The organism is Luteibacter mycovicinus, assembly GCF_000745235.1.
Taxonomy (GTDB): domain Bacteria; phylum Pseudomonadota; class Gammaproteobacteria; order Xanthomonadales; family Rhodanobacteraceae; genus Luteibacter; species Luteibacter mycovicinus.
Map to the genome: position 1 here is coordinate 595,928 of NZ_JQNL01000001.1, position 21,158 is coordinate 617,085.

The following is a 21,158-nucleotide window of genomic DNA, read 5'->3' on the forward strand; positions in this document are numbered from 1 at the left end:
TGACAAAAAAAACGGCGCCTCGCGGCGCCGTTTTTTAGACGTACAAGGCGATGAATCAGCCCGTGACGTTTTCATCTTCGGTGACGGCCTTCATCGACAGGCGGATACGGCCCTGCTTGTCGACTTCGAGGACCTTGACCTTGACGATGTCGCCTTCCTTGAGCTTGTCGGAAACCTTCTCGACGCGCTCGCTGGAGATCTGCGACACGTGCACCAGACCATCCTTGCCCGGCATGATCGTGACGAATGCACCGAAGTCCATCAGCTTGGCGACCTTGCCTTCGTAGATGCGGCCCGGCTCGACGTCGGAGACGATCTGCTCGATGCGCTTGCGGGCAGCTTCGGCTGCTTCGCGGTTCACCGAGGCGATCACGACGTTGCCGTCGTCCGTGATGTCGATCGTGGTACCGGTCTCTTCCGTGATCGAACGGATGGTCGCGCCACCCTTGCCGATCACTTCGCGGATCTTGTCCGGGTGGATCTTGATCGTGAGCAGGCGCGGTGCGAACTCGCTCATTTCCGAGCGGGCTTCGGTGATGCACTTGGCCATTTCGCCGAGGATGTGCAGACGACCGCGCTTGGCCTGGGCCAGCGCCGAACGCATGATCTCTTCGGTGATGCCGTCGACCTTGATGTCCATCTGCAGCGCGGAAACGCCATCGGCGGTACCGGCTACCTTGAAGTCCATGTCACCGAGGTGATCTTCGTCACCGAGGATGTCGGACAGCACGACGAAGTCGTTGCCTTCCTTCACCAGACCCATGGCGATACCGGCGACGGCCGACTTCAGCGGAACGCCCGCGTCCATCATGGCCAGCGACGAACCGCAGACCGATGCCATCGACGAGGAACCGTTCGACTCGGTGATTTCCGAGACGACGCGGATCACGTACGGGAACTCTTCGATCGTCGGCTTGACCGCCTGCACACCGCGCTTCGCGAGACGGCCGTGGCCGATTTCGCGACGCTTCGGGCTGCCGACGCGACCGGTCTCGCCGACCGAGAACGGAGGGAAGTTGTAATGGAAGAGGAACGTGTCCTTCCACTCGCCTTCCGGCGCGTCGATGAGCTGCGAGTCACGCGTGGTGCCGAGCGTGGCAACGACCAGCGCCTGGGTTTCACCGCGGGTGAACAGCGCCGAACCGTGCGTGCGCGGCAGGACGCCGACGCGCACCGAGATCGGGCGGACGTCGTCGAGCTGGCGACCGTCGATACGGACCTTGGTGCTGAGCACGCCGTCGCGCAGGGTGCGGTACTCGACTTCGCCGAAGGCGTTGCCGATGTCGCCATCGGTCCAGCCATTGGCTTCGGCGTCGGCGGCGATGGAAGCCTTCACGTCGCTCTTGAGCGCGCTGATGACGTCACGACGCGCCAGCTTGTCGCGGATCTGGAAGGCTTCGGCGAAACGGTTGCCGACGGCGGCCTTGACCGCGTCGTACAGGGCCGTCTTGGCTGCCGGGGCTTCCCACTTGAACGTCTTGGCGCCGGCTTCGGCGACGAAGGCGTTGATCGTGTCGATCGCCGCCTGCATCTGCTGGTGGCCGAAGACCACCGACCCGAGCATGACGTCTTCGCTGAGCAGCTTGGCTTCCGACTCGACCATCATCACGGCGCTGGACGTACCGGCCACGACGAGGTCGAGGTCCGAGGTCTTCAGCTGCGTGGCGGTCGGGTTGAGGATGTACTGGCCGTTGGCGTAGCCGACGCGCGCCGCACCGATCGGGCCCTTGAAGGGCACACCGGCGAGCGACATGGCCGCGGAGGCACCGAGCAGCGCCGGGATGTCACCGTCGACTTCCGGATTCAGCGAGACGACCTGGGCGATGACCTGGATCTCGTTGCGGAACTCTTCCGGGAACAGCGGACGAAGCGGACGATCGATGAGGCGCGAAGTCAGCGTCTCCTTCTCGGTCGGACGGCCTTCGCGCTTGAAGAAGCCACCCGGGATGCGACCCGCGGAGTAGAACTTCTCCATGTAGTCGACCGTGAGGGGGAAGAAGTCCTGGCCTTCGCGCGCCTTGGGCGCCGCGACGACCGTCACCAGGACGACGGTGCCGCCCATGCTGACCATGACCGCACCGGAGGCCTGCCGGGCGATTTCGCCCGTCTCCAGTGTGACTTCGTGAGAACCGTACTGGAATGACTTGGTTACTTTCGCCACTTCGATCTCTCCTCGTCCTGTTCCGGTGAATTAACGGCGCAGGCCGAGGCGTTCGATCAGGGTCTGGTAGCGAGCGAGGTCGTTCGTCTTGAGATAGGCAAGCAGCTTCTTGCGCTGATTGACCATCTTCAGCAGACCGCGACGCGAGTGGTGATCCTGCTTGTGCGCCTGGAAGTGATCCTGGAGCTGGAGGATGTTGGCGGACAGCAGGGCGACCTGGACTTCGGTCGAGCCGGTGTCGTTTTCCTTGCGGCCGTAATCCTTGATGATCTGACCAGTCTGTTCGGGAGTAAGCATGTGTATCGATTCCTTAAAAGCGGATACGAGACTTGCGCAACCTCAACGGATACCGATGAAGTTGCGCAAGCCTCGCTTTTGAATGAAAGCTGTTAAACGAGCACGTAATTGTAACGTCCTGCGCGTAGCGGCAACAAGCCCGGTCAGACGGGCGGCATGTTCAGGCCCCGCACGATCCTCAGGATGCCGCCTTCGCCGGCTTCCCCGAGCGCCATCAGGCGCCCGTCGGCACCCCAGACACCGCAGCGACCGGGTAAAACGCCCTGCCCCAGCGGCACCGGCTGGCCGAAACCAAGGACACGGGTCTGTTCTGGGTCGAGTTCCACCCGGGGAATATGACTGAGTCCGGCGTCGACCGGCAAAATACAGGCTTCGAGTGGATCCGGCCCGGTTTCGGCGGCGATGCGAAGTTCGTCCAGAGTCACCATCGCCGGCGCCATGAACGGCTCGACCCAGAGCCGGCGCAAGCCCGTGAGGTGGGCGCCGCAACCGAGGTTCGCACCGAGATCCACCGCAAGGCTGCGCACGTACGTCCCTGAGCCACACTCGACCATCAGGCGAACGGTGTCGCCCTCGCGGCCGATCACCTCGAGACGGTACACGTCGACCTCGCGCGCCGGCACGTCGACGTCCTCACCGCGACGGGCGCGGACATACAGCGGCACGCCGTCCTGCTTGATCGCCGAATACGCGGGAGGGATCTGTACGATGTGCCCGCGCAGGGGCGCCAGCGCGGCTTCGATGATCATATCGTCCAGCGCGGGCACCGGGCGTGTCTCCACCACCTCGCCCTCGAGATCGGCGGTGGTCGTGGTCACACCCAGGCGAACCTCAGCCTCGTAGGCCTTACGCGAGCCGAGCAACCAGCCGGCGAGCTTGGTCGCCTCGCCGAAGCACAGTGGCAACAGGCCAGTGGCGAGCGGATCGAGGCTGCCGGTATGGCCACCCTTGGCGGCGCCCACGAGCCGGCGCGCCGTCTGCAGCGCCTGGTTGGAACTCAGGCCGAGCGGCTTGTCGAGCAGAAGGATGCCGTGCAGGTCACGGAAGGTTCGGCGATTCATCACACACGCTTACCCGCGCGCCAGGCGCGCGGTCATCAGGTTTCGTCGGACGGATCGGCCGGCGGAACGGGGTTTTCGCGCAGCAGGCGCTCGATGCGCTCGCCGGTATCGACGGATTCGTCGTACTTGAAACGCAGCTGCGGCACGCGACGCAGGATCATCGACTTCGACAGCGAATGACGGAACTCGGGGGCGAGCTCCTTCAGCGCCTTGACCACCACCGCCGACTGGTCGGGCATCAGCGCCGTCACCCACACGGTGGCCCAGTCGAGGTCACGGGTTACTTCCACATCCGACACGCTGACCGAAGGCAACGCGTGGTCGCGCACGGCGGCGTGGACCAGTTCACCGATTTCACGGCGAAGCTGGGCGGACACGCGGTCGGTACGCTTGAAATCACGGGACGGCATATCCGCCTCCAGCCTGAATAAGGTGCACTAACGAAAAAGCCTCCCCGGCGTATGCCGGGGAGGCGCATTGCATGCCGTTACAGCGTGCGCGGCACTTCGATACGCTCGAAGCACTCGATCTGGTCGCCGACCTTGACGTCGTTGTACTGCTTGACCGCGATACCGCATTCCATGCCGTTACGGACCTCGTCGACGAGCTCCTTGAAGCGGCGCAGCGACTCGAGTTCGCCCTGGAACACCACCACGTTGTCACGCAGCACGCGGATCGGCTTGGAGCGCTTCACCAGGCCCTCGACGATCATGCAGCCCGCGACCGCGCCGAACTTCGACGAACGGAACACGTCGCGGACCTGCGCGATACCGATGATCTCTTCGCGAATCTCGACACCGAGCAGACCCGACGCCGCCTGCTTCACCTGATCGATGACGTCGTAAATGATCGAGAAGTAACGGACATCGAGACCGTTGGTATCGATCACCTTGCGTGCCGACGCATCCGCACGGACGTTGAAGCCGATGATCAGCGCCTTGGACGCCGCCGCCAGCGTGGCTTCCGACTCGGTGATGCCACCCACGCCGGACGAGATCACGTTCACCTTGACCAGCTCGTTGCCGATCTGGGTGAGCGAATCGCGCAGCGCCTCGACCGAACCCTGCACATCCGCCTTGACGAGGATGTTGAGGGTCTGCTGGCCCTGACCCTGACCCATCTGGGCCATGATGTCTTCCAGACGGTTGGATTTGCTGACCAGGCGGGTCTCGCGACGCTTGAGCAGACGCTCGGCCGCCACTTCGCGCGCCAGACGCTCGTCCTTCACGGCGACGAAATCGTCACCCGACTCGGGCACGCCCGACAGACCCAGCACCTGGACCGGAATCGACGGACCGGCTTCATTGACCTGCTTGCCGGTTTCGTCGACGAGCGCACGCATGCGGCCGTATTCGACACCGCAGACGACGAAGTCGCCCTTCTTCAGCGTGCCCTGCTGCACCAGCACCGTCGCCACCGGACCGCGACCGCGGTCGAGGCTGGATTCGATCACGACACCCGAAGCGCGGCCATCGGCCACTGCCTTGAGCTCCATGATTTCAGCCTGGATCGAGATGGCGTCGAGCAGCGCGTCCACGCCGTCGCCCGTCTTCGCCGAAAGCGGCACGAACGGGGTATCGCCACCCCACTCTTCAGGGATGACTTCGAGAAGGCCGAGGCCCTGCTTGACGTTGTCCGGGTTGGCGCCGGACTTGTCCATCTTGTTGACCGCGACGATCAGCGGCACCTTGGCGGCGCGCGCGTGCTTCACGGCTTCCTGCGTTTGCGGCATGACACCGTCGTCGGCGGCGACCACGAGCACCACGATATCCGTCGACTGCGCGCCGCGGGCACGCATGGACGTAAACGCCGCATGGCCCGGGGTGTCGAGGAAGGTGATGACGCCACGGCTGGTTTCGACGTGGTAAGCGCCGATGTGCTGCGTAATGCCACCCGCTTCGCCGGAGGCGACCTTGGTACGACGGATGTAGTCGAGCAGCGAGGTCTTGCCGTGGTCGACGTGACCCATGATCGTGACGACCGGCGGACGCGTGACCTTGTCGCCCTCGAGCTCCGCATTCTGCGTGTGCGTCGCGAGCGCGGCTTCGGCGTCGTTCTCGGTGGCGCGAACCGGGTTGTGACCCAGTTCTTCGACCACGAGCGCGGCGGTGTCATGGTCGATCGTCTGATTGATCGTGGCCATGACGCCCATCTTGAACAGCGCCTTCACCACCTCGGCGCCCTTGACGGCCATCTTCTGGGCCAGCTCGGTCACGAGGTTGTTGTCGCCGATCACGACGTCACGGACCACGGCGGCCGTCGGACGGGTGAAGCCGTGCGGACCGCCCGACGAGGCGGCGCCACGCGACGCCGTCATGCGGCCACGGTCCTTGCCACCGCCACGACGGTTGTTGCTGGACGAGCGGCGTGCGCGGTCGGCATCGGAGAGATGCATTTCGCCACCGGCGAAGCGCTTGCCACCGGCTTCACGATCGTTACGACCGCCACCGCCGGGAGCACCGCCACCACCACCGTGCTTCGGACGCGCGTTGCCGCGCGTATCGTTGGCGGCAGCCACGGCACCGGGTGCCGGACGCGGCGCGGCCGGACGTGCGGCGGCGGGAGCCGCCGCGACAGGTGCCGGAGCCGGCGCGGGCGCCGGCGGCGGGACAGGCTTGGACACCACGCGCTCGCGCTTGCGCGGCTCGTGAATGCGCGGAAGGATCATGCCGAGCGAACGCGTATCGAGCTTGGCGGTCTGGTGCGTCGGCAGGCCATCGTCGCCCAGCGGCGCGGTGGACACCAGGGCCTCAGGGGTCGCTTCCGGCGCGGCCGCAGGCGCGGCGGCCGGCGTCGCGGCGGCTTCAGCGCTGGCGGCCGCGGCACGTGCCGCTTCGGCGCGTGCATGCTGCTCGGCAGCTTCTTCAGCCTGACGGCGTGCTTCGGCGGCGGCTTCTTCCTGACGGCGTGCTTCGGCCTCGGCTTCGCGACGGGCCGCTTCGGCCTGATCGCGACGCTCGGCTTCTTCACGGCGCTCCGATTCCTCGTGCTCGCGCTGAGCCTGCGATTCGGCCAGCTTGCGCACGGCGTCCTCGCGCTCCGGCTCGTGCGACGCATCCTCGGCGATGGCGCTGCGCTTGACGTATGTACGCTTGGCACGGACCTCGACGTTGACCGTCTTGGCCGGACCGGCACCACGACCGGAACCGGACGCCACCTTCAGCTCGCCGACCGTGCGGCGCTTCAGGGTGATCTGTCGCGGCGCGGAGGCGTCCCCTTCGGGAGCGGCCTCGTTCTTGCCGTGGGTGCGACGCAGGAAACCCAGCAGCTTCACCTTTTCGGTGCTGCTGATGACCTGCTCCGCATCGGAGAAATTCATGCCGGCTTCGCCAAGCTGCCCGAGCAGCTTGTCGACCGGTAGGCCCAGTTGATGGGCGAGTTGTTTGATAGTGACGTCCGACATGGTTCTTTATTCTCCGCCTTTCCCGCGCGTAACCTTACGTGCCGACGATGACCCGTACGGCTGCCTCCATCCCTGGCGGGAGACCTCATGGCCTCCCTCGAGGCGTCCGTCCAGGACGCTTCCGGTCTCGCGCTTAACCACCTTTCTCCAGGCGGGCGATCATCGGAGCGCGCGCAGCCATGATCAGCTGCGATGCGCGGTCCTCCGTCATGCCTTCGATATCGATGAGCTCGTCGACGGCGAGATCGCCGAGGTCGTCGAGCGTCTTGATGCCACGGTCCGCCAGCGCGATAGCGACCGTTTCGTCCATGCCGTCCAGGCCGAGCAGTTCTTCGTCGACCGCGACTTCCTCGACGCCTTCCTCGGCGGCGAGCGCCTCGGTCAGCAGGGCGTCACGGGCACGGGCGCGGAGTTCCTCGACGATGTCTTCGTCGAAGCCTTCCACCGCCAGCAGCTCGGCACTCGGCACGTAAGCAATTTCTTCGATCGACGAGAAACCTTCCTGCACCAGGATGCTGGCGATTTCTTCGTCGACTTCGAGCTTGTCCTGGAACAGCGCCAGGGCGGCGGCCTGCTCGGCCTCGCTCTTGGCGGTGACCTGATCCTGTGTCATCACGTTGAGCTGCCAGCCGGTGAGCTTGCTCGCCAGGCGGACGTTCTGACCACCGCGACCGATCGCCTGGGACAGCTTGTCCTCGGCGACGGCGATATCCATGGAGTGCTTTTCCTCGTCCATGATGATCGACTGCACTTCGGCCGGCGCCATCGCATTGATGACGTACTGAGCCTGATTCTCGTGCCACAGGATGATGTCGACGCGCTCACCGTTGAGCTCGTTGGACACGGCCTGGACGCGCGAACCGCGCATGCCGATGCAGGCGCCGATCGGATCGGTGCGGCTGTCGTGGGCGACCACGGCGATCTTGGCGCGGTCGCCCGGATCGCGGGCGCAGCCCTTGATTTCGACGAGGCCCTGACCGACTTCCGGCACCTCGAGCTTGAACAGTTCGATCATGAACTCCGGCGCGCTGCGCGAGACGAACAGCTGCGGACCACGGATTTCCGACTTCACTTCGTACAGGTAACCGCGGACGCGGTCGCCGACGCGGGCCGACTCACGGGGAATCGTCTTGTCGCGCGGAATGAACGCCTCGGCGTTGCTGCCCAGGTCGAGGTAGACGTTGCCGCGCTCGACGCGCTTGACGATACCGGTGACCAGCTCGCCCACGCGATCGACGAAGGCATCGACGACCTGCTGACGCTCGGCTTCGCGTACGCGCTGCACGATCACCTGCTTGGCGGCCTGCGCGGCGATGCGGCCGAACTCGGCGTTTTCGATCTGGTGCTCGATCCAGCCACCGACTTCGGCGACTTCGCCTTCACCGGCTTCGTCTTCGGCGTCCATCAGGCGGATCTGGTAGGACGGATCCTCCATCTCGCCGTCGTTCTCGATGATCTCCCAGCGACGGAAGGTCTCGTAGTCGCCCGTATTGCGGTCGATTTCGACCCGGATGTCCGGATCTTCCTCGGGGTAGCGCTTTTTCGCGGCCGAAGCCAGCGCCGCTTCCATGGCGTCGAAAATCACTTCGCGCGGCACGCCTTTTTCATTGGCGACCGCGTCGACTACCAGCAAAAGTTCTTTGCTCATTGCCGCTACTCCCGTAAGGATGCCCCGCGGCACCCCATCAATCGTTATTTAGGTTTCTTACCGCCCGGCGTGGGCTTCGGCTGCGGCGCATAGCCGAGTGCCACCCAGTCGGGAACCACGCGGGCGCTTTCGACGTCCGCATGCTCGAATTCGAATCGGCCAGCCTCGCCCTCGACCACAATGTGCTCGCCGTTTACTTCAACGACGTTGCCCTTGAGGCGACGGCGACCGTCGACCGGGGCTTTGAGCAGCACCTTGATCTCCTGACCACTGACACGGGCGAACTGCTCCGCCGTGAAGAGGGGACGATCGATACCGGGAGAGGAGACTTCCAGTACATAGTTGCCGGGGATCGGATCTTCAACGTCCAGGTAAGCCGAGAACTCGCGGCTTGCCGCTTCGCAATCCTCGACGGCGACCTCGACGGGGAGCTCCGCGCCCTTGCGACGTTCGCGCTCGGCCTCGAGCACGTCCAGATAGACGCGCAGCGTCATCTGTCCGTCGGACGGACCGAACTCCATACCCAGCACTTCGAGGCCGAGCTCGGCCACGATGTCTGAAAAGCGTTGTGAAAGTGCGTTGGTATCCACGTTACCTGCGGTTTTTCCATTCGCCAGAAACAAAAAAAGGGCGCGAGCGGCCCATTCCATTACGTCGCCGATGTATCCGACACTTTCCTCCAGCGAACGCCGCGATGCCCTGACGGCGCTCACGAAAATGTCGCAGGACGCCTCCGTGCGCCCAACAAAAAAGCCTCACGAGGAGGCTTTCTTGTAAAAAGAAAGTTCCTGAAGCAGCCAGCGACGAAAGGCCGTAACCGATGTCAATGGCGCTTAAGATTCACTGAGTCTATCGTATTTTACCGCCGTCATGCAAGGTCGCGGACCTGAACCCGCGTCCGCCCGAGCCCGTCGGACCGCACGCGGACGGAGCGTTGCCGGCGGGAACGTCACGTAGCGCTCCGCGCGTCCGTGCTCCCGATTCGTCCGTAAATTCATGCAGTTGCGTACGCCTGCCCGTTCCAGACCTGCCGCGCTGCCGGTTCCGTATCGCACGTGGCGAGACACCGACAGGCGATCCTTTCCCCATGCATGAAGAAACACCGTATCCCCGCTTCGCCTCACAAGGCCGCGCGTATGTCTACGTGCTGCCATGTCGTGACGAAGACCTGCTGAAGGTCGGCTTCTCGCGTGACCCGTTCACGCGCTTCAGCACCCTGCACCGTCGGTTCTTCGACTTTTTCGATCTGGATCGCGGGATGTTGCTTGACGCCGAACGGGTCATCCACGCACGACGTATCGAGCGACGGCTCATCGAGGCCTTCGCCGGGCAGCGCGCCAACGCCCCGCTGGTCGTACCGGTTTCCGCCGCCGGGCATACCGAATGGTATCGCGGCGTGCACGGAGAGGTCGGCACGCTGCTCGGGGAGATCGCCGCCGCGGAGAGTCTTTCGCTGGAGCGGAGTCTGAGCCCCTGGCTACGCGGCTACCTGGAGGCACGGGCCGATCTTCTGCACGACTGGTCGCTGCGCGTCGTCGATACGCTCGACTGGGCAACGCACAACGCGCCCGGGGACCCGGGCGCGCCGAAACTGCGCCGCGCACTGCTGGATACGCTGGACATGTTCTCCGCCGCGGGACTGACGATCGACGCGCTCGTACCCGATCGCGTGCTGGAGTGGTACGCCAACGGCGAGCATCGCCGCCTGTTCGGTTAACGGCGCATCAAGAGGCCAGATCGCGCGACCGGCTCGGCGGCAACGCGTTCCACCGCCCCCACGCCCGACGCAGCTGCCTTGCCGACCCGAAACCCGAACGCTCGGCGACCGCCTCCATGTCCAGCTGCGAACCTGACAGCAATTCGCTGGCCAGAGCCACCCGCATGCGGTTTACGTAGTCGGTGACGCTCATCCCCGCATGCTCGTTGAACAACCGGGACAGGTGTCGCGGACTGATAGCCGCTTCGCGCGCCAGCGCCGTCACCGTCCACTCGCGGGCGGGATCGCCGGCCACGGCGTCCTGTGCGCGATGGATGGAGGGATGCATGTGGTTGCGACCCTCGAGCCACGGTGACAGTTGCGGATCGTCGCCTGCGCGCCGCAGATAAACGACGAGAAATCGCGCCACGGCGACCGCCACCGGCGCGCCGGCAAGACCGGCGACGATGTGCAGCATCAGGTCGATACCAGCGGTGATACCGGCACTGGTGAGGCGCTCGCCATCCACGACATAAAGGCGGTTTTCACGGACGTGAGCGGAAGGTGCCTCGCGCGCCAGTTGATCGGTGCAACCGTGATGGGTCGTACATGCATGCCCGTCGAGCAAGCCGGCCCGTGCCGCGAGGATCGCACCGGAACAGATCGTCGCCACGCGGATGCCAGGACGCACCGAGCGGCGCAGCCAGTCGACGATGGCCTGCTCGTGCGCGGCATGCTGCGCGTCGCCGGTCACCGGCTCTCCAAGCGGCAGGTCCGCGTGGCCCGGCACCACGACCAGCGTATCGTCGGGCAGTCGCGCCGGCATGGGCCGGATGCCCGATATCGTCATACCCACCGAGCTCCCAAGCGTCCGTGCAGGCCCGATGTAGACCACATCGAAATGTACCGCTTCCTGCTCGAGGTTGGCCTTGCGCAACACCTCAATGGGCCCGGCCACGTCCAGCAGCAGCACCCGCGGCGGCACGACCACATAGACGGGGATCCGGCGAGGTGTCGTTTGCATCATGCAGCCCTGAGTGCCTGCGTCTCGAGCGCGGCATCCACCGTCACGATGCGGGCGAAGCGGTCCGCGAGGACCAGCTCCGTCCGCGCGCGGATCTCGGCCGCGCTCCACTCGCGACCCGTGACATCCACCATCGGGAACGTGAGCGTCGCCTCGCCGACGAAGTCGACGGCGTAGCCAAGGTCCGAAGCGTGGCGGGTCGTCGTCTCACAGCACTGTTCGGTGCGGATGCCCGAGACGATCAGACGACGGACAGCATTCGTGGTCAGCCATACGTCGAGGCCGGACCCGACCAGCGCGCTGTGGCGCCGCTTACGAAAGACGGCATCGGCATCGATCCGCAACGGCTTCAACGGCGTAACCAGGCCGGATGCCTCGCTGAACGGACCGGTATCCTCGACATGGAACACCTGGACCACGCGGATGCCAGCACGCTTCGCGCCATCGATGAGAGCCTGCTGACGCTCGATATACCCGTCGACGTCGTCTGTCCGCCAGTACGGGCGGGAACGGAACGACTCCTGGGCATCGATGACGATCAGCGCGGTTTCGGAAGCGGACATGGCGGAGCTCCTCTCGTGGGAATGAGGACAGTTTCCGCGCATGAACGCAAGCGCGCGAGTCACGACCCGGACCGCTAGCGGACAAATCACGCCACGAAGGCGGCATCCTGGTAATCGATCTCTACATGGCCGATCCACCGCGCGGCGCGCCGGGTCACCCGGTCGGCCTCCCCCTCACCGTCGAAGCTCACCGTCTCCGTGGTGAGTCGACTGCGCTCGAAGTCATCGAAGGTATTGACGTTCACTACGGCGTAGCGCGCGCCGTCGATATCGCTGGTGGCCACCGGCACGGCCCCGCATCGCGTACACACATGAAACGCCGCGGTCCCGGTTCCGAACGCATACGACGACGTCCTGTCCGCACCGGCGATCCTGATCCTGAGCCTTGCATCGGAATGCGCAGTCCATACACCACCGTGCTTCACGCAGAACGAGCAGGTGCAGGCACGCGCGGGCACGGAAGCGCCCTCGCCGGGCCAGTCCAGTTCAAATGTGATGTTTCCGCAGTGACAACTACCCTGAATGAGCATCGAGTCGATTCCTGATTACGTGCCGCCGCCGAGAGGCACCCGTGAGTGCATTTGCCAGCCCTCGTCGCTGCGCGTCATGACATGGACATCGGCGCAGTGACACACCACGCCATGCGCCGACCCAAGCCGGTCTTCGAGCGTCGCCACCACCGCATCACGATCGCCAAGGATGTTTCGCGCCACCGAAAGATGCGGCACGAAGCGCTCGAAGACGCGCCCTGCGGTCGGACGGTCGGGGAACGCGGATTCGAGCGCGGCGGCTAGCGAGACGATGGCCTCGGCAGATCGGGGGGCCAGCCAGACAGTAGAGGGAAACGTACCCACCTCGTCGAGCGCGAACGAAACGGGCGCATGCTGCCTCGCGACATTGCGCAACCGCTCCGCGACATCGTCGTCGATCGCCTCGCTATCGAGAAAGGGATAGACCAGCGTAATGTGCGCACCGAGCCCCAGCCGGGCGGCGGGGTCCAGTCGTGCACGAAGGTCGCCGACCAGTGGCTCGGCATCGGGCACCAACAGGGCGAGCAGGGTTCGACTCATGCCGGCTACGTTATCACCGCTCACCAGTCCCGCGACAGCGCTAGCGCGACGGCCAGTACCACGCCGGCTCATCTAGCACGCCCTGCCCCACGATGCGTGTCTCACTCAATGTTTTTTCCAGGCGCAACGAGTGGCAGTCCGGCGAGTCCTCAAGCGCCGCAATAAGCCGCGACGCATGCGAGACGACCCACACCTGACAGGTCGTCGATGCTTTCAGGATCAGTCGCCCCAGGGCGGGGAGAAGATCCGGATGGAGACTGGTCTCTGGCTCATTCAACACCATGAGCGGCGGCGGCCGCGGCGTGTGGAGCGCGGCGATCCATAGGAGGTAACGCAGGGTGCCGTCCGATAGCTCGGCGGAGGACAGGGGACGCAACAAGCCCGGCTGCTGGAAGGTAAGCAACAAGCGGTCGCCTTCTTGCCCTACCCTCACCACTGCGCCGGGAAACGCGTCATCGACGGATGCCTCCAGCGAGGCCACATCGCCGATCTCCCGAATTGTTTGCCAGGCGGCGGCAAGGTCGCGCCCATCGTGACTCAGCACGGGCGTGCGCGTTCCCAGCTGCGGCCATCGGGCGGGCGCGTCGGCGTCGGAACGGAAATGATCGTAGAAGCGCCAGCCGCGTATCGACTCACGCAAGACCATGACCTCGGGTGCACGTTCGGGGTCGGCCAGCTGGGTAAAGACGCTTTCGAACTGGCTGAGATGTTGAGCGGCGACGTGCCACTGACGACCGTCGCGAAGTTTGGCCATCGGACCGCGGCGATCCATCAACAAACTGGCGGCGCGCAGGAAGGGGCCGCTCCATATCGCTTCGGATTTGATTTCGGGATCCCGGCCAAACATCGACAGGCTCGGTTCGGGCAGGCCGAGATCGATCGCATAACCGAACGATTCACCGGCAAAGCCGAGCTTGAGCGACACCGGTTCGGTGCGAGGCCCACCTTGCACGGGCAAATCACCGCTGAGCATGCCGCGCGAAAACTTCTCCGGACCCGCCCACAGCGTCGAAGACAGACCGCCCTCACGCGCAAGCGCGGGAACGACGCCGCCTTGCGCGGTCTCAGCCAGCAGGCGCAGCGCACGATAGAGGCTCGACTTGCCGCTGCCGTTGGCGCCGGTGACGAGGTTGATCCGGCCCATCGGCAGGACGAGAGATCGCAGGGAGCGGTAGTTCGCTACCGCCAGGGTCGCCAGCATGTCGTCTCGCCCTCAATGGCAGTGAGAGCAGACTGTGGCATGGATGTCTCATTTTGCGCGACTCCCGCCGGGGTGAGGGAGTCCTCACCCCGGATTGAACTCGAAAAAGATCAGTTAGTCCACGTAGCCTTCAGCGACACGCCCGAGAACGCGGCATAGCCATTGAGCAGCACGTAGTACGTCCCCGTCTGCGGCGAGGCAAACGAGCAGCTTTCGGTGTTACCGGTCACGTACGGACGGCAGTCGTAGCTCGACGTCGTCGGCGCCGAACCGAACTTCACGTAAAGATCCGCATCGCCGGTGCCACCCGAGATCGCGATCTTCAGGCTCTTGGCGCCCGCCGGGATCGCCACGGTGTACTTCAGCTGGCCGTTCTTCGCCGCCGACAATCCGGTCGCCGCGACGCCGTTCTGCAGCACGGTGCCACCACCGGTGCCGCCCGACGAGCTCACGGTCACCGACGAGGTCTTCGTGCTGGTGGCGCCCGCATTATCCGTCACGGTTTCAGCAACGCTGTACGTGCCTGCGGCGCTGTACGTGTGGCTCGGGCTGGTAGCCGTCGAGGTGCTGCCATCGCCGAAGGTCCAGGCATGCGACGCGATGCTGCCGTCGCTGTCGGTGGAACTGTCGGTAAAGGTGGCGACGAGCCCGTTGGTCGCGACACTGAAGTTCGCAACCGGCGGCGCGTTGGTGCTGCCACCGCCGCCTCCGGTCACCCAGTTGGCCTGCGCGTACGTGTTGAGCTTACCGATATCGAAGCTGCCGAAGCCGGTCGCTTCGTCGAAGCCGGTCGCCGCGGTGTAACCGTGGCTCTGGTAACCGTTGTTACCGGAGGTCACGTCATGCAGCAGCGAGGTCTGCGTCGGGAACGCCTGATAGAACTTCGACGCCGGGAAGCCGATCGCATTGTTCGCCTCGGATTCGATGCGCGCAAACGCACCGACGAACAGCGGCGAGGCAAGGCTGGTTCCGCCCACCTGTTCGGTCGATCCATTGACGACGATCAGCGCACCCGAGGACGAAGCCGCATCGAACGCAACGTCCGGACCGACGCGCTTGGTCGAGCTGGATACCGACGACTGCCATGACGGTGCCGCCTCGTAGAGGCTGACGCCGCCACCCGTCGCCCACAGGCGCTGGTTGTTGTCGCCCTGGCTCGGCGCGATCGCCGAGAGGCCTTCGTTCCACACCGTTTCGCCCGACCACGTCGTGCCGCTGGTGGACAGCGTCGTACCACCGACCTGGATGACGTACGGCGAACTCGCCGGTTCACTCACCGAATAGTGGGTCAGGTCGATCTTCACCGTACCGGCGGAATTCGCCACGTAGCCGGGCGAGCCCGAGGTGGGATCGGTCGACCACTGGTAGACACCCGCGTCGCCGGAAGCGATCGAGAAGGTCTGACCCTGAGCGACGGCCTGCTGGAAAATCGCGTCGTCGGCCGCCTGGGTACCCGACTGCTGCGCGGCGGTTTCGTCTTCGCCGAGCGATACGTTGATGAGCTTGGCGATGTTGTCGGTGACGGCACGGTTATACGAGGCGGTGATACCCGCATCGGTGATGCCCGACGAACTGGAATTGCCGTTGGCCGAAGTATAGAAAATCAGTTGCTTCACGCCTCCGGCGATGCCGACGATGTCCTGGCTGTCCAGCGACCATTCGCCGTTGGAATCCGGATCGTTGGCGAACGTGCCGCTCCCCACCTTGGTGATCGTGGAGTTCACCGTAGCCAGACCTGCGCCCGAGGTGAAGCTGTTCAGATCGGTCACCGTCTGCGTGATCGATCCCCAGGTGATGATGCCCACCGCGGTATTCGTGGCGGCCGGCAGGCTGCTGCCACCGTAGATAGCGGCGAAATCCTGAGGATGATGCGCAGCGACGGCGGCGGCAGCCTGCGTGCCGACGTTCGGTCCGGGAACCGTGACGTCCTCGGGGTGATATACGTGGTGCAGCGTGTGCTTGACGGACACGTTCTGCAGACCGAGCACGGCGTTGACACTGTCACCAAGCGACGCCGGGACCAGTGCGGGTGCATCGTTGGCAAAGAACTCACGGCCATTGGCGCTGAAGCGCTTGATCGACGTGCGGAACCCGTTCGTCGCGGCACCCGCCGTACCATCGGCAGAGATCAGCAGACGGTTCGGTGCGACTTCGATGTTGGTGAAGCCGGCCTGCTGCAGGTGGGCTACGACGGCGTCGACCTGCGACTGCGTCGGCCCGAAGCGTTCGGTGAACTGCGACGGCGTAAGGAACTTGCCGAAGAGTGCGCTACCCGGCGTGGTCACGCCGGCAAGGAAGGTCTGCAACGCATCGGGATTGCGCAACTTCAGCGCGACCTCCACATGCAGCGGATGATCGGCTTCCAGTGCCGTGACCGCGGCGCCGTCGATCCGCGGTGAGCCCGTCATGTTCAACGTATAAGCATTGCCGGTCGTCGTCGCGCTGGTCGAACTCGCCGCCAGCACCTGGGTGCTGGCGGGCGGTGACATCGCCGCCTGTGTATGCGTCGAGACCCAGGCGTCTTCCGCATGCGCTGAAAGGGAGGACATCGCCAGGGCGATGGCAACCGTCAATGCGGTCTTCTCAATCTTCATGGATGGTCCTTCGTCTGCCCGTAAGTGGCCTGCCGTGAAGCGACAGGCCTGACACGTCCGGCTTTGCGGCGGCACCTCGGATTCCCTGCCCCGAATCACGAATACGCAGGAAAATACGAATACCCCACCGCTCCACCGGGTCTTTCCCCTGTCCCTGAAGCCATGACGGGTTCAGGCTTTCGCGAAGCTTTCGTGCCGGGTGAAGTCAGAAACTCATGACGGCGTGACGTGACGGACCACGCAGAATAAGGCACGGCGGCGGGGCGCCACGCCTCTGAGCAGGCGTGCAGGACCGATGCGTTACGACCGACCCGTTCGCACGATCTTGCGTCTTTGCCGAAAACGGGACGACCGCATGCGCCCTCACGTGGACCGACGCGCACGCACCTGATCGAGCAGCGCGGCAACGACAGCGCGCCCTTGCGCGAGATCCATGAACTGCAGGGGCGCACGATGTTCGAGTTCAGCGTGAGGGGTTCGCAGCCATCTTCCCAGCCAGGCCGCAGCGTCGAGGTTCACGTCGGGACCGCCTTCGACGGCCGCCCCGAGACCGAGCAGCGTTTCGCCCAGGAAGACCGCGAGTGCCATGACGCCTTCGGATTCGCGGGGCGACAGTCGATCTTCGTCCACCACCTTCTGGCGAACGCGTACACGATGCAGGCCCAGGTAAAGCATGAGGTTGTCTTCGGACAGGCGCAGATCATAGGCGAGGTCCATGACCAGCTCAGGCGGCAATCCGCGGCGAATCATCTCGACGCGCTCCAGCGGGGTCGCGCGTGCCATGTCGGCGTAGACCGGTGAAACGCCTTTGCGGCGCGGGGAAACTACCATGTCGTCACTCTCCGGATAACCAGTGGCCCGCTAACGTGCCACAGCGCATAGCGTCATGACTTGAGAATCGGGACCGGTTTCCGCTTGCAGTCGCGGAACGAGCCTGTGTACCGTCGGGCGATTCCACCCGCCGGAGTCACGCGTGAAGCCATTGTCCCTGCTGCTTTCGACCTGCCTCGCCGCCTCGGCCGCCCTGCCCCTCGCCGCCGTCGCGGCGCCCGCCCACTTCGCGGTGGAGAACGGGCAGTTCCTGCTCGACGGCAAGCCCTACGTGATTCGCTCCGGCGAGATGCACTACCCGCGCATCCCCCATGCCGAATGGCGTGACCGCCTGCGCGAGGCCCGGGCGATGGGTCTGAATACCATCACCACCTACGCGTTCTGGAATGTGAGCGAACCGGAGCCCGGTAAATTCGACTTCACCGGCGACAACGACATTGCGACCTTCGTGCGCACGGCGCAGGAAGAAGGCCTCAACGTGATTGTCCGGCCCGGTCCGTTCGTCTGCGCGGAGTGGGAATTCGGCGGCTTCCCGGCGTGGCTGCTGCGCACGCCGGGTCTCCGCGTGCGTTCGTACGACGCGCGTTTCCTCAGCGCCAGCGCCGCATGGTTCAAACGACTGGGACAGGAACTGGCTCCGCTGCAATCCACCCGTGGCGGTCCCATCCTGATGATGCAGGTGGAGAACGAATACGGTTACGTGGGTAACGATCGCGATTACATGGCCGCCATCCGCCAGCAGATGCTCGATGCCGGCTTCGACGTCCCCCTCTTCATGTCCAACGGCCCTGGTCCGACCTGGATGAGTCGCGGCACGCTACCCGGCATGCTTTCGGTCATCAACTTCACCGGCGACGCCACGAAAACCGAGCGCGCCTTCAGGCGGTCGGCAGGACAGATGGAAGGTATGCCGAAGATGGCTGGCGAATACTGGAGTGGCTGGTACGACCGCTGGGGCGAGGAGCACAAGACGCGCTCGACCGAAGAAGTCGCCGGCTCGCTCGGCTGGATGCTCGACCACGACATCTCATTCAACCTGTACATGGTGGACGGCGGGACCAACTTCGGCTGGATGAACGGCGCCAACAACGACGATGCGCATTACCTGCCCGTCACCACGAGTTACGACTACGACTCGCCCATCGATGAAGCGGGCAGGCTCACGCCCAAATACGATGCGCTGCGCAAGGTGATCGCCGCGCATCTGCCCAAGGGTGAGCATCTGCCGAAGCCGCCGGCTTCGTCGCCCACGACCGCCACGGCGCGCGTCGAACTGCGTGAGTCGGTCGGCCTGCTCGATGCCCTGCCGACGCTTTCGGCACAGCCCAGGACCTCAGTGACACCGCAGGGGATGGAAAGCTTCGGGCAGAACTACGGCCTGATCCTCTACCGCAAGAAGCTCGACAACGACGCAAAGGGCAAGCTGGACGTGAACGATGTCCACGACTACGCCACCGTGCTGACGGACGGCCATGCGATCGGAACGCTGGACCGGCGCAAGGACGAACACAGCCTGCCCGTCGACCTGAAGAAAGGCAGCACACTCGATCTGATCGTCGAGAACATGGGCCGTATCAACATCGGCCCCGGCATGGAAGACGACTACAAGGGGATCACGTTCTCGGTCCAGCTAGCTGGAGAGGATCTGACGCAGTGGACGGTCTATCCACTGCCGCTGAACGATCTTTCCGGCCTGAAGTACGGCTCGGGTGCGGCGCCCGGTGGCCCGGCGTTCTGGCATGGCACGCTCGAGGTTCCCACGGTGGCCGGCACGTTCCTCGACATGCGCGGCTGGCATAAGGGCAACGTCTGGATCAACGGACACCATCTGGGCCGCTTCTGGGAAATCGGGCCACAACAATCGTTGTACGTGCCGGCATCGTGGTTGCACAAGGGCAGGAACGACGTGGTCGTTCTCGAGATGCAGGGCGGCGGTTCGCACAGCATCGCAGGCATGGCGAACCCGGTTTTCTCTACCAAACCAGCACCGTGAGACGGTTCTTTACCGAATATGTGTAGGCCAGCGCTGACAGACGGACGTCCGAATACCGCTTATTGTTCATCCGCGCACGGCCCTCCCGGAGCCGTGTGTCACGCAACACGTCACTGACCGCCCCCCACTTGGTCAGTGATTTTGAGCGGCGCTCGATGCGCCGCTTTTTTTATCTCCGGCTTCCGCCACCGTCTCGTTCCATGAAGCCTTCAGCGAAGCGTCGGCAAAGTTCTTCGTCGCCAGGATACGGGCGTAATAAGGACCGGCGCGCGGTGCATCGAAGGTGCAGCGAGCGGCACCGTCGGTCAGCGCCACATGGCAGTCATAGCTGCTATCGGTCGGCACCGATCCGAACTTCACGTAGAGCTCGGCCAACCCCGCCGGCCCCGTCAATTCGATGTCCAGGTGAGACGCGCCCAGCGGCGGACGAGCGAAGTAATGCAGCTCGTAGGTCGCGACGGCCGACAGACCCGGTCGCGCCGTTCCGTTGCGCAACTCCGGCGGGAAAGGCATGACGCGAACCGGTAATGTCCGGTCGGACGTCTTGCCCTCGCCATCCGCGATGGTCTCGCGCACCTCGTAGACGCCGACGCGCGAATACGCGTGGATGGGCGCGGCGGCCACGGACGTGGCGCCGTCGCCGAAGTCCCATGTCCGATTCAGGACCGTGCCCTCGGATTCATCGGTGAAGGAGGCCGTCAGCCCCTCCGCCACGACCGAGAAGGCCACGGGTCCGCCATAAGGCTTGGGCTGCGGCGCCACCTCGGCCGCCGGCATCGTCGTACTTCCCGTCACTTCCGGAGGCACCGAGGCCTCCTTTCCCACATTTCCGCAGGCGGAAATCGCGACAAGTGCCCCCAGAACGAAGCCCGACCGGCCGCCCATCCGTGCGTTGCTGTCCATTCGCCCCTCCCCTCGGCCGTCTCCGGCCGGATCATCGATATAACCCACTCGCGCCACCTCGGCCTGCCCGCTGCCGATTCGGCGTGACGCTAGCGCGGCAGACCAGAAGAAGGCGTCAACAGCGGGTTTTCCCGCGAAGCTCCCCGGCGACGCCGGCAGGCGTCGTCGCCACGAGTCGCCGCGCCAGTGGCGACGGCCGGTTCAGCGGAAGCCGCGCATCCCCAGTACGGAAGCCTCCGCCTGCACGCGCCTCGATGCATCGGCCACTTCAATACTGACCACTGTCTTACCGATGGGCGCGAGCGCGATGCCCGCGAGCTTCAGGTGCTGGATGGCAAACGGAATGCCGATGATCGTGACGAAGCAGGCAATCGCGGACATCACATGTCCGATGGCCAGCCAGACGCCGGCGAACAGAAACCAGATGATGTTGCCGATCGTGCCGAGGCCGCTGGTGCCGATGTCGCCGCGCCCAGTGAGGTCACGCCGGTTGACCGCCTCCTTGCCGAACGGGAAGAAGGCGAACGTTCCGATGACGAAACACGCACGCGCCCAGGGAATGCCGACGATGGTGATGAATGCGATCAGGCCGGCCAGCCACCAGCCCAGCCCCATGACGAAGCCGCCGAGGATGAACCAGAGAAAGTTGAAGATGGTGCGCATGTCGTCTTCCTTGTGAATGTACGGGAGTAACCTAGGACGTGCGCCGAGGG

Annotated in this window: 18 protein-coding genes; 2 read left to right on the plus strand and 16 right to left on the minus strand. The window is 64.7% G+C overall.

Annotated features, from left to right (window positions below):
• Nucleotides 1-55: 55 nt before the first annotated feature.
• From pnp to FA85_RS02625, 7 genes are all read right to left on the minus strand, one after another.
• The gene (gene pnp / locus FA85_RS02595) at nt 56-2,161 is read right to left on the minus strand and encodes a polyribonucleotide nucleotidyltransferase (RefSeq protein ID WP_036112279.1); all 2,106 of its coding nucleotides are present in this window, start codon (nt 2,159-2,161) and stop codon (nt 56-58) included.
• Nucleotides 2,162-2,191: 30 nt separating this feature from the next.
• Nucleotides 2,192-2,458 (minus strand): 30S ribosomal protein S15, encoded by a 267-nt coding sequence (rpsO, locus tag FA85_RS02600; protein ID WP_036112276.1) that lies wholly within the window; start codon nt 2,456-2,458, stop codon nt 2,192-2,194.
• A 143-nt stretch (nt 2,459-2,601) separates the two neighbouring features.
• On the minus strand, nt 2,602-3,519 hold the full coding sequence (gene truB / locus FA85_RS02605; protein ID WP_036112275.1) for a tRNA pseudouridine(55) synthase TruB: 918 nt from the start codon (nt 3,517-3,519) through the stop codon (nt 2,602-2,604).
• A 35-nt stretch (nt 3,520-3,554) separates the two neighbouring features.
• Nucleotides 3,555-3,929, minus strand: coding sequence for a 30S ribosome-binding factor RbfA (gene rbfA / locus FA85_RS02610; RefSeq protein WP_036112272.1), 375 nt, complete (start codon nt 3,927-3,929; stop codon nt 3,555-3,557).
• Between the two features lie 77 nt (nt 3,930-4,006).
• Nucleotides 4,007-6,922 carry a translation initiation factor IF-2 gene (gene infB, locus FA85_RS02615; RefSeq protein ID WP_036112270.1) on the minus strand — a complete coding sequence of 972 codons (2,916 nt, stop codon included), beginning with the start codon at nt 6,920-6,922 and terminating at the stop codon, nt 4,007-4,009.
• A 133-nt stretch (nt 6,923-7,055) separates the two neighbouring features.
• Nucleotides 7,056-8,570 (minus strand): transcription termination factor NusA, encoded by a 1,515-nt coding sequence (gene nusA, locus FA85_RS02620; RefSeq protein WP_036112267.1) that lies wholly within the window; start codon nt 8,568-8,570, stop codon nt 7,056-7,058.
• A 44-nt stretch (nt 8,571-8,614) separates the two neighbouring features.
• Nucleotides 8,615-9,160: a ribosome maturation factor RimP gene (locus FA85_RS02625; protein WP_036117358.1), complete on the minus strand. Its 546-nt coding sequence runs from the start codon at nt 9,158-9,160 to the stop codon at nt 8,615-8,617.
• Nucleotides 9,161-9,657: 497 nt separating this feature from the next.
• On the opposite strand from FA85_RS02625, the gene FA85_RS02630 reads away from it, so the two are divergent.
• Complete coding sequence (locus FA85_RS02630) at nt 9,658-10,287, plus strand: GIY-YIG nuclease family protein (RefSeq protein ID WP_051943477.1); 630 nt, start codon at nt 9,658-9,660, stop codon at nt 10,285-10,287.
• A gap of 7 nt (nt 10,288-10,294) precedes the next feature.
• Here the strand turns inward: FA85_RS02630 and FA85_RS02635 are convergent, their stop codons facing one another.
• From FA85_RS02635 to FA85_RS02665, 7 genes are all read right to left on the minus strand, one after another.
• Nucleotides 10,295-11,293: a GlxA family transcriptional regulator gene (locus FA85_RS02635; protein WP_036112264.1), complete on the minus strand. Its 999-nt coding sequence runs from the start codon at nt 11,291-11,293 to the stop codon at nt 10,295-10,297.
• The gene (locus FA85_RS02640; RefSeq protein ID WP_036112262.1) at nt 11,290-11,853 is read right to left on the minus strand and encodes an isochorismatase family protein; all 564 of its coding nucleotides are present in this window, start codon (nt 11,851-11,853) and stop codon (nt 11,290-11,292) included. The genes FA85_RS02635 and FA85_RS02640 overlap by 4 nt, the downstream gene beginning before the upstream one ends.
• An 86-nt stretch (nt 11,854-11,939) precedes the next feature.
• A complete protein-coding gene (locus FA85_RS22830; protein WP_036112259.1) occupies nt 11,940-12,383 on the minus strand; it encodes a GFA family protein in 444 nt (147 codons plus the stop codon).
• A 15-nt stretch (nt 12,384-12,398) separates the two neighbouring features.
• Nucleotides 12,399-12,923 (minus strand): 2'-5' RNA ligase family protein, encoded by a 525-nt coding sequence (locus FA85_RS02650; protein WP_051943476.1) that lies wholly within the window; start codon nt 12,921-12,923, stop codon nt 12,399-12,401.
• A gap of 40 nt (nt 12,924-12,963) precedes the next feature.
• On the minus strand, nt 12,964-14,124 hold the full coding sequence (locus FA85_RS02655; protein WP_036112256.1) for an AAA family ATPase: 1,161 nt from the start codon (nt 14,122-14,124) through the stop codon (nt 12,964-12,966).
• 110 nt (nt 14,125-14,234) lie between these two features.
• Nucleotides 14,235-16,718, minus strand: coding sequence for a protease pro-enzyme activation domain-containing protein (locus FA85_RS02660; protein WP_036112253.1), 2,484 nt, complete (start codon nt 16,716-16,718; stop codon nt 14,235-14,237).
• A 363-nt stretch (nt 16,719-17,081) separates the two neighbouring features.
• Nucleotides 17,082-17,549, minus strand: coding sequence for an antitoxin Xre/MbcA/ParS toxin-binding domain-containing protein (locus FA85_RS02665; protein WP_036112250.1), 468 nt, complete (start codon nt 17,547-17,549; stop codon nt 17,082-17,084).
• Nucleotides 17,550-17,691: 142 nt separating this feature from the next.
• On the opposite strand from FA85_RS02665, the gene FA85_RS02670 reads away from it, so the two are divergent.
• Nucleotides 17,692-19,542 (plus strand): glycoside hydrolase family 35 protein, encoded by a 1,851-nt coding sequence (locus tag FA85_RS02670; RefSeq protein WP_036112247.1) that lies wholly within the window; start codon nt 17,692-17,694, stop codon nt 19,540-19,542.
• Between the two features lie 132 nt (nt 19,543-19,674).
• Here the strand turns inward: FA85_RS02670 and FA85_RS02675 are convergent, their stop codons facing one another.
• Nucleotides 19,675-20,445, minus strand: coding sequence for a PKD domain-containing protein (locus tag FA85_RS02675; RefSeq protein ID WP_036112244.1), 771 nt, complete (start codon nt 20,443-20,445; stop codon nt 19,675-19,677).
• Nucleotides 20,446-20,646: 201 nt separating this feature from the next.
• Nucleotides 20,647-21,108 (minus strand): YccF domain-containing protein, encoded by a 462-nt coding sequence (locus FA85_RS02680; RefSeq protein WP_036112241.1) that lies wholly within the window; start codon nt 21,106-21,108, stop codon nt 20,647-20,649.
• Between the last annotated feature and the right edge of the window lie 50 nt (nt 21,109-21,158).